Source organism: Ectothiorhodospira haloalkaliphila ATCC 51935 (assembly GCF_000633935.1).
GTDB lineage: Bacteria > Pseudomonadota > Gammaproteobacteria > Ectothiorhodospirales > Ectothiorhodospiraceae > Ectothiorhodospira > Ectothiorhodospira haloalkaliphila.
In genome coordinates this window covers 1,112,054-1,128,111 of sequence record NZ_KK214998.1, presented here as the reverse complement: position 1 = coordinate 1,128,111, position 16,058 = coordinate 1,112,054, and the positions used below count along the sequence as shown (strand labels likewise).

Here is a 16,058-nt window from a genome sequence, read left to right as displayed (position 1 = left end):
CGGGCCGGTTCGGCCCTCGGGTGACCCCACGCGGCCATCAAGGGGACTCGTGGTCTGTGCGCCTGCGTGCTAGGCAGAGGATCGTACGCAGAATGATTCGGGTATCTTCTCCGAAGGATTGTTTATCCGCATATTGCTGGTACTGAGCGAGCTTCCTCGGCAGCACGACATCAAGATAAGCTCGATGCGGATCCTCATACTGCGCTAGAAGACGGCTCTCGTCCAGCATCTCTAACGCAGCATAGTCGGTTAGCCCAGGTCGAAGAGATAGAACCTTTTCCCTTACATCAGCTGGGTAGTGCGCCACATATTCAGGTACCTCCGGGCGGGGGCCCACCAGGCTCATGGTGCCGCGCAGTACATCCATCAATTGTGGCAGTTCATCGAGTTTGTAATGACGCAGGAATCGACCGGATCGTGTGATCCGTGAGTCCTCCGCAAGAGTCAACTTCCCGGCGGCTTCACTATCGGTTCGCATGGTGCGAAACTTGATAATCCGAAAAGGTTTGCCATGTTGCCCAACGCGTACTTGGCGAAAAAACACGGGGCCGCGGGAGTCAAGTTTTATCCAAACGGCGATGCCCAGCAGCAGGGGCATGAGCAGCACCAGCCCCAGAGTTGCCGCCGCTATATCAAAAAACCTCTTCAGCATGTGTGCTCCAGTAGTTCCCGCGCCGCGTTTACAACCCGGTCAAGCTGTTCATCGGACATGGCCGTGTGCAGCGGTAGTGAAACCTCCTGTTGAAACAACATTTCAGACACGGGGAAATCCATTGCTGAAACACCACAGTATGCCTGCCAGTAGGGGTGACGATGTAGCGGGATGAAGTGCACTGAACAACCAATGCCCCGGGCCGCCATGCCCTCAATAAATGAATCGCGATCCAGACCTGCTTCAGGTAGCAGACGAATTGGGTAAAGGTGCCGGGACTGTACATCTCCCGGAGGCGCACTGGCCGGTAGTCGAATTGGCAAATCAGCAAGCCGCTCGTCATAACCTTGAGCGAGATATTCCCGACGAGCATGGAACTCGGGCAGCCGCCTTAACTGATGCAGTCCCAGCGCTGCTGCGATATCGGTCATATTGTACTTGAAACCGGGTGCGATCACTTCGTAGTACCAATCCGGAGATTCGGATTGGTAGCGGTTGAAAACGTCCCTGTTGATGCCATGCAAACGCATGCTTCGGGCGCGGTCTGCAAGGTCAGGATCGGCTGTTACCAGCATTCCTCCTTCGCCGGTGGTTATGGTCTTGTTGGCGTAGAAGCTGAACACGCACGCCGCGGAACCCAGGGTGCCTATGGTGCAACCTCGCCAAGTGGTTGGCAGCGCATGGGCTGCGTCCTCGACCAGGTCGAGGCCATGGCGCTTTGCCAAAACATCCAGTGAGGTCATGTCACAAGCCAGCCCCGCAAAGTGCACTGGCATGATGGCACGCGTCCGGTCTGTGATGGCCATCTCCACGCATGCGGGATCTATGTTGAACGTGTGTTCGTCCACATCCACAAGTACCGGTGTGGCACCAAGATAGCGTATGACCTCCGCGGTGGCGGTGAACGTGTAATTCGGGACGATCACCTCGTCTCCGGTGCCAATACCCAGTGCCTCCAGTGAGAGATGAAGCCCCGCAGTGGCGGAGTTGACCGCAACGCAATGCAGGTCATCTCCACCAAGGAAAGCCCGAAAGTCAGATTCGAATTGCTTGGTGCGTTGCCCGCTGGTGATCCAGCCAGAACGAAGCGTGGACACCACCTCTGCAATTTCCCCTTCACCGATGTCTGGGCATGCAAACAGGATGAATTCCTTACTTTTGTCTCTCAATGACGAGGCTCCATGGGTTCCTCTATGAATAACCGCTGTAACGATGCGCGACGAACGCTGACCATGTCGGTCGACATGCCACCATTCCTCAGGTCTGTTCGGCTTTTTCCGCTCTGCGTACTTGCAACAGTTCGTGATATATATCCAGGTGCGCGCCAACGATCTTGCCGATCTCGAACTCTCTTTCGGCGAGATCCCTCCCTGCCCGGCCCATCGCACGGCGTTCATCCGGGTTTTGGATCAGGCGCTGTAAGGCATCTGCCAGTTTCTCGGTGTCTCGGACTGGTACGAGCAACCCGGTGCGGTCGGGTTCAATGGCATCACGGCAACCGGGGACGTTGGTCGTGACCACGGCTCGTCCCGCTGCGGCGCCCTCCACCAGCACCTTGGGCAATCCCTCTCGATATGAAGGTAGGCAAATGATATGTGCCTGACGGAATAGATCAGGAACATCCCTCCGATAGCCCAGAAACTGCACAATGCCTTCGGTGCGCCAAAACTCCAGTTCCTGTTCTGTTGCCGTTGCATGATTTCCGGGATCCCTCTCCCCGATGACCCAAAAACGAGCATCAATGCCCCGGCGTTTGAGGATGCGTGCGGCATCAATGAATTCGACGAGGCCTTTATCCTTTAACAGGCGAGCGGCGAAGGCGATAATGGGCGGACCCTCAATTTCGGCGCAAGGCCTGTATTGTATAAGGTCCGCCCCCGAGCCACGGATGACCACTGATTGATGGGCGGAAACCACACCCCATTGTTCCAGTACAGCACGGTCATCATTATTTTGGAAAATGACGCGCTGCCGGCCATGCCCAAATGCCAGCTTGAACATTGGATAAAGCAAACCTCGAAAAATGCGCGCGAGGAGATCATTGCGGATAAATGCCGTTCCCAGACCTGCAACTGCTGAAACTACCGCGGGGATATTCACAATGCGGGCGGCAATGCCGCCGTAAAGGTATGGCTTGATGGTGACCAAATGGGCAATATCCGGACGCACGGATCTAAACAGGCTCACCAACGAGGAGATAGCATTAAGCTCTGTAAAAGGGTTCATTCCTTTACGGCAAAGCGGCACCGAATGAAATGTCATGCCTGCCTCAAGAATCTCCTTCGGCACCTGCCCAGGTCCGGCGACATGGACCTCGAAGCCCTGATCCTGTGCGGCCCGACCAACGGCCAACCGGTGTGAGACGAACCAGTTCGGTTCATTCACCAAAAATAGGAGTCGGGGCATGATAGTTCCAGGTGTCAAATACCGTGCTTGCGCGAAAATGCCACAGTGACTGCAGCCCGTCGCCATCGGCTGTCGAGGGGTTACTCAAGTGGCCCGTGCGATGTTCAGGCATACCCAAAAAGCTGCTTTCCACCGCTGGCCGGAGTTAGCCCTGCGTGGCGGCCCAGCGCTTCTCTTGCTCAAATCCGTAGTTCCTTCGGCAACGAGAAGGTCACCTTTTCGCTGCGGCCCTCATGTTCCACGCAGGTCTCCACGCCCAGGGGCTTGAGGTGGTTCACCACCTGCTGCACCAGCAGTTCCGGGGCTGAGGCGCCGGCGGTGATGCCGATGCGCTGACGGCCCTCCAGCCAGCGCGGGTCGATGTCCTCGGCGCCATCGATGAGATAGGCCTGGATGCCCATCTTCTCGGCGATCTCCCGTAGACGGTTGGAGTTGGAACTGTTGGGGGAGCCCACCACCAGGATCAGGTCGCACTGCCCGGCCAGGGACTTGATGGCGTCCTGGCGGTTCTGGGTGGCATAGCAGATGTCGTCACGGCGTTGCCCCTGGATGTTGGGGAAGCGCTCCCGCAGCACCTGGAAGATGCCCTGGGTGTCGTCCATGGAGAGGGTGGTCTGGGTCACGTAGGCCAGGTGATCCGGGTCCTTCACGGCCAGTTCCTGGGCCTGCTGGATGTTTTCCACCAGGTAAATCTCGCCGCCCTGGCTGCGATCATACTGCCCCAGGGTGCCGTCCACTTCCGGGTGGCCGGCGTGACCGATGAGGATGACCTCCTCACCCCGGGCGGCATGACGGGCCACCTCCATATGCACCTTGGTGACCAGCGGGCAGGTGGCGTCGAAGACCCGCAGGCCGCGCTTGTCGGCTTCGTGCCGCACACTGCGGGGTACGCCGTGGGCACTGAAGATCACGGTGGCGCCATCGGGCACCTGATCCAGTTCCTCCACGAAGACGGCGCCCTTCTCCCTGAGTTCGTTGACCACGTAGCGGTTATGCACCACCTCGTGGCGCACATAGATGGGTTGGCCGAACAGGTCCAGGGCCCGTTCCACGATCTCGATGGCCCGGTCGACACCGGCGCAGAATCCACGGGGGTTGGCGAGGAGAATGTGCATGTTTGTCTGGCCTGAGAATGAGGGTTGCGGATAGGCGCACATCCTACAACAACGGCGCACGGCTGCCGAATGGGCCTGCGATGCTTGGGGGCAAAAGGGGACTGTCCCCTTTATGCTACTGATTCAGTTCGGTGTTTCCACCGACAGCACCTCTATCTCCACGGTGATCTCATGCCCTGCCAGCGGGTGATTGAAATCCACCGTGACCCTGTCCCCTTCGATCTCCCGGATCAGCCCCGGGATCTGCTCCCCCTTGGGTGTGTCGAACCCCACCAGCAGGCCTGGCTCCAGGGGCATGTCCTCGGGGAAGTCGCTGCGCTCCATGGTCTGCACCGCCTGGGCGGTGGCGAAGCCGAAGGCCCGTTCAGGGGGCAGGGTGGTGGTGCGCGATTCCCCTTCTGACAGTTCGGTCACCAGCCCCTCCAGGGCTCCATGCAGTTCTCCCTCGCCCACGGTGAATTCCACCGGCTCACCTTCATCTTCCCGCGTGCTGTCGGCCACCTGGCCGTTTTCCAGGGTGATGGTGTAGTGCATGCGCACCCGGCTGCCGGGCGAGATCATGTGCCCTGCGTCCCTGGACGTGCGGGCATCAGGCTGGTGGCGATGAGGATCACGGCGCCTATGGTGATGGCGCTGTCGGCGATGTTGAAGGTGGGCCAGTGGTAGCCGACGTAGTGAACGTCGATGAAGTCGATCACGTGCCCGTGCAGGATCCGGTCGATGACATTGCCGATGGCGCCCCCCAGGATCAGCGCCAGGCTGATGGCCGTGCCCGTCTCGCCCCGCTTGAGGCGGTACAGCCACCAGACAATGATGGCGCTCACCAGCAGCGCCAGGGCGGTGAAGAACCAGCGTTGCCAGCCGCCGGCGTCACTGAGAAAGCTGAAGGCGGCGCCCTGGTTGTACACCAGGGCGAAGTTCAGGAAGGGCAGGATCTCCATGGGGGCGAATTGCACCAACTGGTACTCGGCAATGCGTTTGGTGATCTGATCCAGGACGATCACTCCGAAGGAGAGCCATAGCCATTTGAGCATGTTGTTGGGGTCTCTGTTTGACTTGGGTTGTCTTTTTTGGGGGGGGGCTGCGGCCCGCTCAGGCAAATGCCCGGTGCTCCCCTTCGCCCGCCACGTTCTCCACGCAGCGCCCGCACAACTCCGGATGCTCGGTGCTGGCCCCGACATCTTCCCGATGGTGCCAGCAGCGCGGGCACTTGGCATGTTCGCAGCGCAGCGCGCGGATGGCCAGGGCGGTGCCATCCGGCAGGGCGGAGGCCGCGGCCGTGGCCGGTGCCTGACCCAGGGCATGTACCCGGGCGTAAGAGGTGATCAGCACGAACCGCAATTCATCCCCCAGGCGACTGAGGATCTCCTGCAGGCCGGCATCGCAATACAGGTCCACCTCGGCATCCAGGGAGGCGCCGATGCCGCCTTCGTTGCGCAGCTTCTCCAGTTCACGGCTCACGCACTGACGGACCTCCAGCACCCGGCGCCAGTCCTCCACGCCCAGCGGCGCATCGTCCTGCAGGGGGAAGAGTCCATCGTACCAGGTGTTGAGCAGCACCGAGGCGTTGCGCTCGCCGGGGATCTGCTGCCAGATCTCCTCGCCCGTGAAGGAGAGGATGGGCGTCAACCAGCGTGTCATGGCCTCGATGATGTGGTACATGGCCGTCTGCGCCGAGCGGCGCGCACGGCTGTCCGCCTGGGTGGTGTACTGACGGTCCTTGATCACGTCCAGGTAGAAACTGCCCATCTCCACCGAGCAGAAGTTATGCACCCGCTGGTAGATCTGGTGGAACTGGTAGTGCTCGTAGGCGCGGATCACATGCTGCTGCACCTGCAGGGCCTGGTCCACGGCCCAGCGGTCCAGGGGCAGCATGCGCTCGGCGGGTAGCAGGTCCGTGGCCGGATCGAAGCCGTTCAGGTTGGCCAGCAGGAAGCGGGCGGTATTGCGCATGCGTCGATAGGCATCGGCGGTGCGCTTGAGGATCTCGTCGGAGACGGCCATCTCGCCGCTGAAGTCGGTGGCTGCCACCCACAGGCGCAGGATGTCGGCGCCCAGGGTATCCATGACTTTCTGCGGGGCCACCACGTTGCCCTTGGACTTGGACATCTTCTGGCCCTGGGCATCCACCGTGAAGCCGTGGGTGAGCACCGCCTTGTAGGGCGCGACGCCGCGCATGGCCACGGAGGTGAGCAGGGACGACTGGAACCAGCCCCGGTGCTGGTCGGAGCCTTCCAGGTACAGATCGGCCGGCAGCCCCAGGCCCGGGCGACGCTCGGTCACGGTGGCGTGGGTCACACCCGAGTCGAACCACACGTCCAGGGTGTCGCCGAGTTTTTCAAAGCGTTCGGCGTCGTCACCCAGCAGTTCCTTCGGGTCCAGCGAGAACCAGGCCTCGATGCCTTCCTTCTCCACCTTTGTGGCCACGACCTCGATCAGGTTCTGGGTGTCTGGGTGCAGTGCGCCGGTTTCCTTGTGGATGAACAAGGGAATGGGCACGCCCCAGTTGCGTTGCCGGGAGATGCACCAGTCCGGGCGGTTGCTCACCATGCCTTCGATGCGGGCGCGCCCCCAGTCGGGCACCCATTGCACCTGCTCGATGGCCTTGAGTGCGCCGTCGCGCAGTTCCGCCTTGTCCATGCTGATGAACCACTGAGAGGTGGCCCGGAAGATGATGGGGGTCTTGTGGCGCCAGCAATGGGGATAGCTGTGGCGCAGTTTCTCCATGTGCACCAGCGCCCCCCGCTCCTTGAGCACTTCCAGGATGCGGCCGTTGGCCTCGGTCACGCTCAGCCCGGCGAACAGCTCCGTGGAGGGCAGGAAGCGGCCATCGCCTCCTACCGGATTGTCCACGGACAGGTCATAACGGCGACCGACGATGTAGTCGTCCTGACCATGGCCCGGGGCGGTGTGCACGGCGCCGGTGCCGGCTTCCAGGTTCACGTGCTCGCCCAGGATCACGGGTACCTGGCGGTCGTAGAAGGGGTGCTGCAGCAGCAGGCCTTCCAGGGCCGCGCCCTGAGCGCGACAGATGATGTGGTGCCCTTCCAGTCCGTAGCGTTGCACGAGGTTGTCCACCAGGTCGGCGGCCACCAGCAGGCGCTCGTCATTCACGGCCACCAGGGCGTACTCCAGTTCCCCGTTCAGGGCCACGGCCTGGTTGGCGGGCAGGGTCCAGGGGGTGGTGGTCCAGATGACCACGCTGATGGGGCCGCTGCCGGCATCACTCTCCCCATGCATGCGTCTGAGCAGGTCCTCGTCGTCCAGGGCACGAAAGCGCACGTCGATGGCTGGGGACGTCTTGTCCTCGTATTCCACCTCGGCTTCGGCCAGGGCGGAACCGCAGTCCACGCACCAGTGCACGGGCTTGTTGCCCTGGATGACGTGGCCACGGTCGATGATGCGGCCCAGGGCGCGCATGATGTCCGCTTCCACGGCGTAGTCCATGGTCAGGTAGGGGTTCTCCCAGTCGCCCAGTACGCCCAGGCGCTTGAAGTCATCGCGCTGGCGGTTCACCTGATCCTGGGCGAAGTGGCGACAGGCTTCACGGAAGGCGCGGGCATCCGTCCCCTTGCCGGCCTTGCCCTGGCTGCGCTCCACCTGCAGTTCGATGGGCAGGCCATGGCAATCCCAGCCGGGCACATAGGGGGCGTCGTAGCCCGCCAGGGTGCGGCTCTTGACGATGACATCCTTGAGGATCTTGTTCACCGCATGGCCGATGTGAATGTCCCCATTGGCATAGGGTGGGCCGTCGGCCAGCACGAAGCGGGGTCGACCGGCGCTGGCCTGGCGGATCTGCTGGTACAGTCCTTCTTTTTCCCAGGTGGCCAGCATGTCCGGCTCGCGCTTGGCCAGGTTGCCGCGCATGGGGAAGTCGGTCTTGGGCAGGTTCAGGGTGTCTTTATAGTCGGTCAAGCTGGAAATCCTCGATTCAGTCCGGCGAACGGGCGTCGTCGGGCCGCACCTGAAAGAATGCACGGGCATGGTCAGCGTCCCGGGTGATCTGCGCGCGCAGCTCATCCAGGGAGGCGAAGCGTTTTTCATCCCGCAGGCGGTGGAGCAGGTCCACATGCAGGTGTTTTCCGTAGAGGTCGGCATCCACATCGAACAGATGCACCTCCAGGCGGTTCTGGACGCCCCCCACCGTGGGCCGGGTGCCGGCATTGGCCACGCCTTGCACCGGCTCGCCGGGCAGGCCGAACACCTCCACGGCAAACACGCCGCGCACCGCCATGGGGCAGGGGCCCAGACGCAGGTTGGCGGTGGGGAAGCCCAGCAAATGCCCTTTCTTGTCGCCATGGGCCACGCGCCCATTGATGCGATAGGGGCGGCCCAGGAGTTTTTCAGCCTCATCCATGCGGCCTTCGGCCAGGGCGCCGCGGATGCGGGTACTGCTCACCCGGGCCCCATCGATGTGAAAGGTGTGCATGTGCGCCACATCGAAACCATGCACCCGTCCCGCCTCGCGCAGGGTTTCGAAGTTGCCTGCGCGGCCCTTGCCGAAGCGGAAGTCATCACCCACCACCAGGTGACGCACACCCAGGCGCTCCACCAGCAGTTCCCGGATGAAGTCCTGGGCACTCATCCCTGCCAGGGCCGGGTTGAAGTTCAGGCACAGCAGCCGGTTAACGGAAAAACGGCGCATGGCCAGGAGCTTGTCCCGGAAGCGCTGCAGCCGGGCTGGCGAGCGCTCGCCCATGAAGTATTCCCGTGGCAGGGGCTCGAAGGTGACCGCCACCGTGGGCAGGCCCAGTTCGGCCCCTTTTTCGGCCAGTTGTCCGAGCACCGCCTGGTGCCCCAGGTGCACACCGTCGAAGTTGCCGATGGTGACCACCGAGCCCCGGTGTCGGGGCCTCAGGTTGTGGGCACCGCGAATCAGTTCCATGGGATTGGCCGCAAAAGCCTCGATTATACGTGGGGGGGTGGAACGTTTACAGGGTCACAGACGTCCCGGCGGGTCACCTCAGCAGGAATGTCCGCGGTCGCACGCCCGTGGCCAGCAGTGCCAAGCCATAGGCTCCGCCGCCCAGGGCGATCAGGCCCAGCAGGGCGCTCACCCGGGTCAGCGCCGGCCACTCACTCCACTGGCTCAGTTCCGGAGTCAGTAGCAGCAACAGCAGGGTGAGCAGGCCGGCTGCCAGCAGCATGCGCCACCACAGCCCCAGCCAGCCTGGCAGAATCACCAGGATGCCATCGCGGCGCAGCCCGCGATAGAGCAGCCCGGCATTCAGGTAGGCCGACAGCGACGTGGCCAGGGCCAGGCCGGCATGCGGCCCGGGCCAGCCCATCCACACCCAGGGCACCACAATGGCCAGGTTCAGCGCCATATTGGCCAGCATGGCGATCACCGCCACCTTCACCGGGGTCTTGGTGTCCTGGCGGGAGAAATACCCCGGCGCCAGGATCTTGATCAGAATGAAGGCGGGCAGACCGATGGCATAGGCCATCAGCGACAAGGCGGCCATGCGGGTGTCGCTCTCCAGGAACTCCTGATACTGAATGAGTGCCGCGAGGATGGGGGCGGCGAGCAGGATCAGACCCAGGGCCGAGGGCAGGGCGATCAGCAGGGAGAGGCGCAGGGCCCAGTCCAGGGTCTTGCTGAATGCCTGCGGGTCCTTGCGGGCGTATTCCCCGGAGAGGCGCGGCAGGATCACCGTGCCGATGGCGATGCCGAACAGGGCCAGGGGCAGTTCCACGAAGCGGTCGGAGAAATACAGCCAGGTGATGGAGCCTGCGGCCAGGAACGAGGCGATCAGGGTGTCCACCAGCAGATTGATCTGCACCACCGAGGTGCCGAAGATGGCCGGGAGCATGAGCTTGGCGATGCGTTTCACGCCCTCGTGGGCCCGGCGCAGCCGGGGGCGCGGCATCAGGCCATGGCGCACCAGGAAGGGTACCTGGAAGGCCAGTTGAACGATACCGGCCAGGAACACGCCCCAGGCCAGGGCCACCACCGGCTCGTTGAAGTGCGGCGCCCCCCATACGGCGGCGGCGATGAGGGACAGATTCAGGAATACCGGCGTGAAGGCCGGCACCGCGAACCGCCCCAGGCTGTTGAGAATGCCCCCGGCCATGGCCGTGAGCGAGATGAACAGCAGATAGGGGAAGGTGATGCGCAGCATGTCGGTGGCCAGGGCGTGACGGCCATCCTCCCCGTGAAATCCGGGGGCAAACACGCTGATCAAGAGGGGGGCAGCCAACACCCCCAGCAGGGTGGTGAGGAACAGCACCAGGGTCAGGGCGCCGCTCACATGGTCCACCAGATCCTTCAGTGCCTTGTGGCCGCGCTGCTCACGAAACTCCGCAAACACCGGCACGAAGGCCTGGGAGAAGGCCCCCTCGGCAAACAGCCGGCGCAGGAAGTTGGGGATGCGAAAGGCGACGAAGAAGGCGTCGGTGGCCCCGCTGGCGCCGAAGCTCACCGCCAGTACCATATCCCGCAGATAGCCGAACAGCCGCGACACCAGGGTCATGGCGCTGACAACAGCGGTGGACTTGAGCAGTCGGCTCATGGGTTGAAGCGAGCTCGCGGTTTGCCGGGCACAAAAAAACCCGGGGTGACCGGGTTCACAGGCACATCATCACAGATGAACCAGAAAGCCCCTCTCCCCCAGGGGGAGAAGGGCGTCAGGTCGATTACAGCGCCCGCACCCGTGCGTTCAGGCGGCTCTTGTGACGCGCTGCCTTGTTGCGGTGCAGGACGCCCTTGGAAACGGACTTGTCGATGACCGGCACAGCGGCCTGGTAGGCGCTGGTGGCGGTGTCCTTGTCACCCGCTTTCACAGCCTTCAGCACCTTCTTGATGGCAGTGCGAAAGCGCGAACGCGCGGCCATGTTGTGCTGGCGATTCTTTTCGCTCTGGCGGGCACGCTTGCGAGCTGAGGCGATGTTGGCCAAGGTAATCTCCTGAAAATTCGGGTCAGTTCCGGAAAAGCCGGCAATCTTGCATGGAAGCGGGGGGAATGTCAATTCCCCTGATGCCCGCATCTTTCATGAACTTGCTGCGCTGCAGATTGATCCGCCGCAATGCGGCTGCCACTCTTGGCTGCACCCGCCGCCAGAGGAGGCGATGGGGAACACCAATGGAGGATACGTCATGACACAATCCTGTCCGAACGGGATGAGCGCTCACGAAGGCCGAACCGCGGCTTCGGGACTGAAACGCTGGCAGGGCCTGGCCATGGCCTGGCTTCTCATCAGCCTGGCCTTCCTGGTGGTGCCGTCCACGGCTGCCGCTGCGGACCCCGCCGCCCGCGTGGTCTACCACGCAGATTTCTCTGATCCCCGCCGGTTCAGCGCCATGCTCACCAGCATCAACAACATGGCGGTGCACTACGAGAATGAACTGATGGATCACGACATCCGCATCGTCGCCGTCTCCCACGGCATCCGTTTCCTGACCGACGACCCCCTGGAAGGCTCCCCCTTCGCCGAGGACGACACCCTGGCCGCCGAACGTGACAATCTGCGCGGTCGACTCAGTTCCCTGATGTCCGTGCATGGCGTGAAGGTGGAGCTCTGCGACATCACCCGCTCGGCCCTTGATTTGCCGGAAGATGGGCTCTACGACGGGGTGTCCATGGTGCCCTCAGGCGTGGTGCGTCTGGCCGAACTGCAGAACACCAAGGGTTTCGCCTACATCAAGATCGAGTAACACCCCCCCTTCGCAATGCATCAAGGCCCTGCCGGGTGCCGGAGGTCTGTTGGCGGGCTTCAGCCGCAGGAAGCGGCTGCAGAGCCTACATGGATGTATTCACGGCGTCCCGCCAACAGACCTCCGGCACCCGGCAGGGCCGCTACCCCCACACCCTACAACACCACCAGATTATCCCGATGCATGAGCTCCGGCTCATCCACATACCCCAGGATGGATTCGATCTCGTCACCCCGCCGACCCATGATCCGGCGGGCCTCGTCAGCGGCGTAATTCACCAGCCCGCGGGCCACCGGGCGGCCATCCGGGTCCAGGCAGGTGACCACCTCGCCCCGGGAGAAACGCCCCTTCACATGGGTAACCCCCACCGGCAGCAGGCTGCGGCCCGCCTCCTTGATCACCCGTGCAGCGCCCGCATCCAGCAGCAACTCCCCCCGGGAGACCAGCTGCCCGGCGATCCACTGCTTGCGCGCTGCCAGAGGCTCCCGATCGGGGCGCAGCAGCGTGCCCAGATCCTCACCGGCAGCGATGCGCTCCAGCACGCCGGAGGTGCGGCCCGAGGCGATCAGGGTGTGGGTGCCGGAGCGGGCCGCGCGGGCCGCGGCCGTGAGCTTGGTGGCCATGCCCCCGCTGCCCAGTCGACCGAAGGTGGGCGCCACCAGGCGCAGCAGGCTCGGATCCGAGGCCAGACCCTCCGACACCAGGCGCGCATCCTGAAAGGTGCGCGGATCGCGGTCATACAGGCCCTTTTGATCGGTGAGGATCACCAGCAGCGACGCCTCCACCAGATTGCAGACCAGCGCCGCCAGGGTGTCGTTGTCACCAAAGCGGATCTCCTCGGTGGCGACGGTATCGTTCTCGTTCACCACCGGGATGGCATGCATGCGAAGCAGGGTGCGCAGGGTGCTGCGGGCATTGAGATAACGACGCCGATCGGCCAGATCATCATGGGTGAGCAGCACCTGAGCAGCATGCAGACCGTGTTTCTGAAAATGGCTCTCATAGGCCTGTACCAGGCCCATCTGCCCCACGGCAGCCGCTGCCTGCAACTCATAGAGGGCCGAGGGTCGCTCACTCCATCCCAGGCGCGTCATGCCCTCGGCCACTGCCCCGGAGGACACCAGGATGATCTCGTGGCCGGTACGGCTGAGCCTGGCCAGTTGGTCAGCCCAGCCGGCCAGAGCCTGCATGTCCAGGCCCTGGCCGTCGTTGGTGATCAGTGCCGAGCCGATCTTGACGACCCAGCGGCGGGACTTGCCCAGTGCTTCACGTGTCGCTGTCATGCTCTTCCAGGTATCTCATGACCTGTTGTGTAAGGGTGTCCGTGCCCTCGCCGGTGAAGGCGGAGATGTGAAAGACCGGTCCCTTCCAGTCAAGGGCCTCGATCACGGCCTGGCAGCGCGCTTCGCGCTCATCCGACGGGATCAGGTCCACCTTGTTGATCACCAGCCAGCGAGGGCGTTCCAGCAATTGCGGGTCGAACTGGGCCATTTCCTGCTCGATCACACGAACCGCCTGCTCAGGCGCCTGCTCAGGATCGGGTGGTTCGATGTCCACCAGGTGCAGCAGCAGGCGGTTGCGGGCCAGATGCTTGAGGAACTGTATGCCCAGCCCCGCGCCCTCCGCCGCGCCTTCGATGAGCCCGGGGATGTCGGCCATCACGAAACTCTGTAGCGGCCCCACGCGCACCACGCCCAGATTGGGGTGCAGGGTGGTGAAGGGATAATCAGCAACCTTGGGGCGGGCGCCGGAGACCTTGGAGATGAGCGTGGACTTGCCCGCGTTGGGCAGTCCCAGCAGGCCCACATCGGCCAGGACCTTCAGTTCCAGGCGCAGTTGACGCAGCTCCCCGGGCGTGCCCGGCTTGGACTGCCGCGGGGCCCGGTTCACCGAGCTCTTGTAGCGGGTGTTGCCCAGGCCGTGGAAGCCGCCCTGGGCCACCAGCAGTTTCTGGCCATGGTTCACCAGGTCGCCGATCAATTCACCGGTCTGGGCGTCGAAGGCCAGGGTGCCCACCGGCACCTCCACTTCCAGGTCCTCGCCAGCATGGCCGGTCATGTTGCGGCCACGGCCATTCTCACCGCGCCCGGCCTCGAAGTGCCGCTGGAAGCGAAAGTCCGCCAGGGTGTTCAGGTCGTGGGTGGCCACCAGGTAGACGGAACCCCCGTCGCCACCGTCGCCCCCGTCCGGGCCGCCAAAGGGGACGTATTTCTCCCGGCGAAAGCTCACGCAGCCGTTGCCGCCGTCGCCGGCCTTGACCTTGATGGTGGCTTCATCAACGAATTTCATGGGCTGGCTTCTTGTTCCGGGGTGGTGGTTGCCCTGTCAGGATACGTCGCTCGGGGGCAAAGCGACACCCTCTCCTGTGGTTGGGCGCGGGAGGTATGGGCATTAAAAAAGCCCCGGAAGGCCGGGGCTTTGGAGTCCTTGCTGCCGCTTGTGGCCGGCAATCAGGCGGCGAGTACGCTCACGTACTTGCGGCCCTTGGGACCTTTGGTCTCGAACACCACCTTGCCGTCCGCCTTGGCGAACAGGGTGTGATCCTTGCCGCAGCCCACGTTGAGGCCGGGGTGGAACTGGGTGCCACGCTGACGAACGATGATGTTGCCGGCGATCACGGCCTGGCCGCCGAAGCGCTTCACACCAAGACGTTTGCTTTCTGAGTCGCGGCCGTTACGGGTACTGCCGCCTGCCTTCTTATGTGCCATCTGATCTTACCTCTTGCCTATCAACCGGCGATGGAAGTGATTTCCAGCTCGGTGTAGTGCTGGCGGTGCCCCATCTGCTTGCGGGAGTGCTTGCGACGGCGGAACTTGATGATCTCCACCTTTTCGCCGCGCCCGTGGGCCTTGATGGTCGCGGTTACTTTGCCGCCTTCCACGTAGGGTGCACCCACCTTGATGTCTTCGCCGCTGCCGACCAGCAGGACGTTGTCGAATTCCACAGAGGCGCCTTCCTCCGCGTCGAGCTTCTCGACCCGGAGTTTTTCACCCTGGGCAACCCGGTACTGCTTGCCACCGGTAGCGATAACCGCGTACATCTTTGATGTTCTCCGAAAAGGTCTTCAATCCAAAGACGCGGAAGTTTACCTGCGCCGCAAGCGGTGGTCAAATAGAAACACACGCAAACTCAGGGATACGCCTTGACACTTAACCACTCCGTTCCTAGCATGCCCGAGGCTCCTTCCCTTAGTGATCAAATTCCGTCCATGGACCTTAACCAGATTCGCGACCTGATCGCCGACGATATGAAGGCGGTGGACGACTGCATATGTCGGCGTCTGCAATCCCCCGTGGTGCTCATCAACCAGCTGGGCCATTACATTATCAGTAGTGGCGGCAAGCGCTTGCGTCCCATGCTGGTGCTGCTGTCCTCCGGGGCGTGTGGCTATCGGGGTACGCAGCACATCGAGCTGGCTGCGGTCATCGAGTTCATCCACACGGCCACCCTGCTGCACGATGACGTGGTGGACGCCTCGGAGATGCGCCGAGGCCGGGAGACCGCGAATGCGCGCTTCGGCAACGAGGCCAGTGTGCTGGTGGGCGATTTCCTCTACTCCCGCTCCTTCGAGATGATGGTGGAGATCGGCAACATGCGCATCATGGAGATCGTTTCCCACACCACCAGCACGGTGGCCGAGGGTGAGGTGATGCAGTTGCTCAACTGCCATGACGCGGACACCACCGAAGAGCGCTACATGCATGTGATCCAGTCCAAGACGGCCAAGCTCTTCGATGCGGCCGGGCGCGTCGGCCCGGTGCTGGCGGAACAGCCCGAGGCGGTGATTCAGGGGCTGGCGGCTTACGGCATGCACCTGGGCACGGCCTTCCAGCTGATTGATGATGTGCTGGATTACAGCGGTGACCGTGATGCGATGGGCAAGAACATGGGTGATGATCTGGCCGAGGGTAAGCCGACGCTGCCGTTGATCCATGCCATGCGTGTGGGCAGCGAGGCGGATGCCGCTGTGGTGCGCGAGGCCATCGAGAAGGGCGGACGTGATTATGCCGAGCGGGTGTTGGCCGCCATCCAGGCCACGGGGTCCATCGAGTACACCCGTCGCATGGCGGAGCAGGAGGCGGACAATGCCATTGAGGCCCTGTCTGTCCTGCCGGAGAGCCCTTACCGGGAGGCCATGGCTTCGCTGGCGCGGTTTTCCGTGGGTCGGGGATATTGACTACGGCGGGTGGTGGATGGGGTTTCGCGGAGTTGGACTTTCGCGATGCTTCGT

The 16,058-nt window shown here is 63.0% G+C and carries 16 protein-coding genes; 2 read left to right on the top strand and 14 right to left on the bottom strand.

The window, feature by feature from the left end; translation table 11 throughout:
* Nucleotides 1–37 precede the first annotated feature (37 nt).
* From ECTHA_RS18320 to rpsT, 10 genes are all read right to left on the bottom strand, one after another.
* Complete coding sequence (locus ECTHA_RS18320) at nt 38–652, bottom strand: sugar transferase (RefSeq protein WP_025283004.1); 615 nt, start codon at nt 650–652, stop codon at nt 38–40.
* Nucleotides 646–1,821 carry a DegT/DnrJ/EryC1/StrS family aminotransferase gene (locus tag ECTHA_RS0113105; RefSeq protein ID WP_025283003.1) on the bottom strand — a complete coding sequence of 392 codons (1,176 nt, stop codon included), beginning with the start codon at nt 1,819–1,821 and terminating at the stop codon, nt 646–648. Before ECTHA_RS0113105 ends, ECTHA_RS18320 begins: the two co-directional genes overlap by 7 nt.
* Before the next feature lie 88 nt (nt 1,822–1,909).
* Nucleotides 1,910–3,058, bottom strand: a complete 1,149-nt coding sequence (locus ECTHA_RS0113100; RefSeq protein ID WP_025283002.1) for a glycosyltransferase family 4 protein — start codon at nt 3,056–3,058, stop codon at nt 1,910–1,912.
* Nucleotides 3,059–3,237: 179 nt separating this feature from the next.
* Complete coding sequence (gene ispH, locus ECTHA_RS0113095; RefSeq protein ID WP_025283001.1) at nt 3,238–4,173, bottom strand: 4-hydroxy-3-methylbut-2-enyl diphosphate reductase; 936 nt, start codon at nt 4,171–4,173, stop codon at nt 3,238–3,240.
* A gap of 123 nt (nt 4,174–4,296) precedes the next feature.
* Entirely contained in the window at nt 4,297–4,734 is a 438-nt protein-coding gene (locus ECTHA_RS0113090; protein ID WP_025283000.1) for an FKBP-type peptidyl-prolyl cis-trans isomerase, read from the bottom strand.
* On the bottom strand, nt 4,731–5,207 hold the full coding sequence (gene lspA / locus ECTHA_RS0113085) for a signal peptidase II (protein WP_025282999.1): 477 nt from the start codon (nt 5,205–5,207) through the stop codon (nt 4,731–4,733). Before lspA ends, ECTHA_RS0113090 begins: the two co-directional genes overlap by 4 nt.
* A gap of 58 nt (nt 5,208–5,265) precedes the next feature.
* Nucleotides 5,266–8,088 (bottom strand): isoleucine--tRNA ligase, encoded by a 2,823-nt coding sequence (gene ileS, locus ECTHA_RS0113080; protein ID WP_025282998.1) that lies wholly within the window; start codon nt 8,086–8,088, stop codon nt 5,266–5,268.
* 16 nt (nt 8,089–8,104) lie between these two features.
* On the bottom strand, nt 8,105–9,058 hold the full coding sequence (ribF, locus tag ECTHA_RS0113075) for a bifunctional riboflavin kinase/FAD synthetase (RefSeq protein WP_025282997.1): 954 nt from the start codon (nt 9,056–9,058) through the stop codon (nt 8,105–8,107).
* A gap of 73 nt (nt 9,059–9,131) precedes the next feature.
* Nucleotides 9,132–10,685 (bottom strand): murein biosynthesis integral membrane protein MurJ, encoded by a 1,554-nt coding sequence (gene murJ / locus ECTHA_RS0113070; RefSeq protein WP_025282996.1) that lies wholly within the window; start codon nt 10,683–10,685, stop codon nt 9,132–9,134.
* A gap of 124 nt (nt 10,686–10,809) precedes the next feature.
* The gene (gene rpsT, locus ECTHA_RS0113065) at nt 10,810–11,070 is read right to left on the bottom strand and encodes a 30S ribosomal protein S20 (protein WP_025282995.1); all 261 of its coding nucleotides are present in this window, start codon (nt 11,068–11,070) and stop codon (nt 10,810–10,812) included.
* A 223-nt stretch (nt 11,071–11,293) separates the two neighbouring features.
* Here rpsT and ECTHA_RS0113060 point away from each other — a divergent pair, with 223 nt between their 5' ends.
* A complete protein-coding gene (locus tag ECTHA_RS0113060) occupies nt 11,294–11,827 on the top strand; it encodes a DsrE family protein (protein WP_035369615.1) in 534 nt (177 codons plus the stop codon).
* Between the two features lie 155 nt (nt 11,828–11,982).
* On the opposite strand, the gene proB is transcribed toward ECTHA_RS0113060, so the two are convergent.
* From proB to rplU, 4 genes are all read right to left on the bottom strand, one after another.
* Nucleotides 11,983–13,110: a glutamate 5-kinase gene (proB, locus tag ECTHA_RS0113055; protein ID WP_025282993.1), complete on the bottom strand. Its 1,128-nt coding sequence runs from the start codon at nt 13,108–13,110 to the stop codon at nt 11,983–11,985.
* Nucleotides 13,094–14,116 carry an Obg family GTPase CgtA gene (gene cgtA / locus ECTHA_RS0113050; RefSeq protein WP_025282992.1) on the bottom strand — a complete coding sequence of 341 codons (1,023 nt, stop codon included), beginning with the start codon at nt 14,114–14,116 and terminating at the stop codon, nt 13,094–13,096. Before cgtA ends, proB begins: the two co-directional genes overlap by 17 nt.
* 161 nt (nt 14,117–14,277) lie before the next feature.
* Nucleotides 14,278–14,535: a 50S ribosomal protein L27 gene (rpmA, locus tag ECTHA_RS0113045; RefSeq protein WP_025282991.1), complete on the bottom strand. Its 258-nt coding sequence runs from the start codon at nt 14,533–14,535 to the stop codon at nt 14,278–14,280.
* A 20-nt stretch (nt 14,536–14,555) separates the two neighbouring features.
* A complete protein-coding gene (gene rplU, locus ECTHA_RS0113040; RefSeq protein WP_025282990.1) occupies nt 14,556–14,867 on the bottom strand; it encodes a 50S ribosomal protein L21 in 312 nt (103 codons plus the stop codon).
* A 168-nt stretch (nt 14,868–15,035) separates the two neighbouring features.
* Between rplU and ispB the strand changes: the two genes are divergently transcribed.
* Entirely contained in the window at nt 15,036–16,004 is a 969-nt protein-coding gene (gene ispB / locus ECTHA_RS0113035; protein WP_025282989.1) for an octaprenyl diphosphate synthase, read from the top strand.
* The last annotated feature ends 54 nt before the right edge of the window (nt 16,005–16,058 follow it).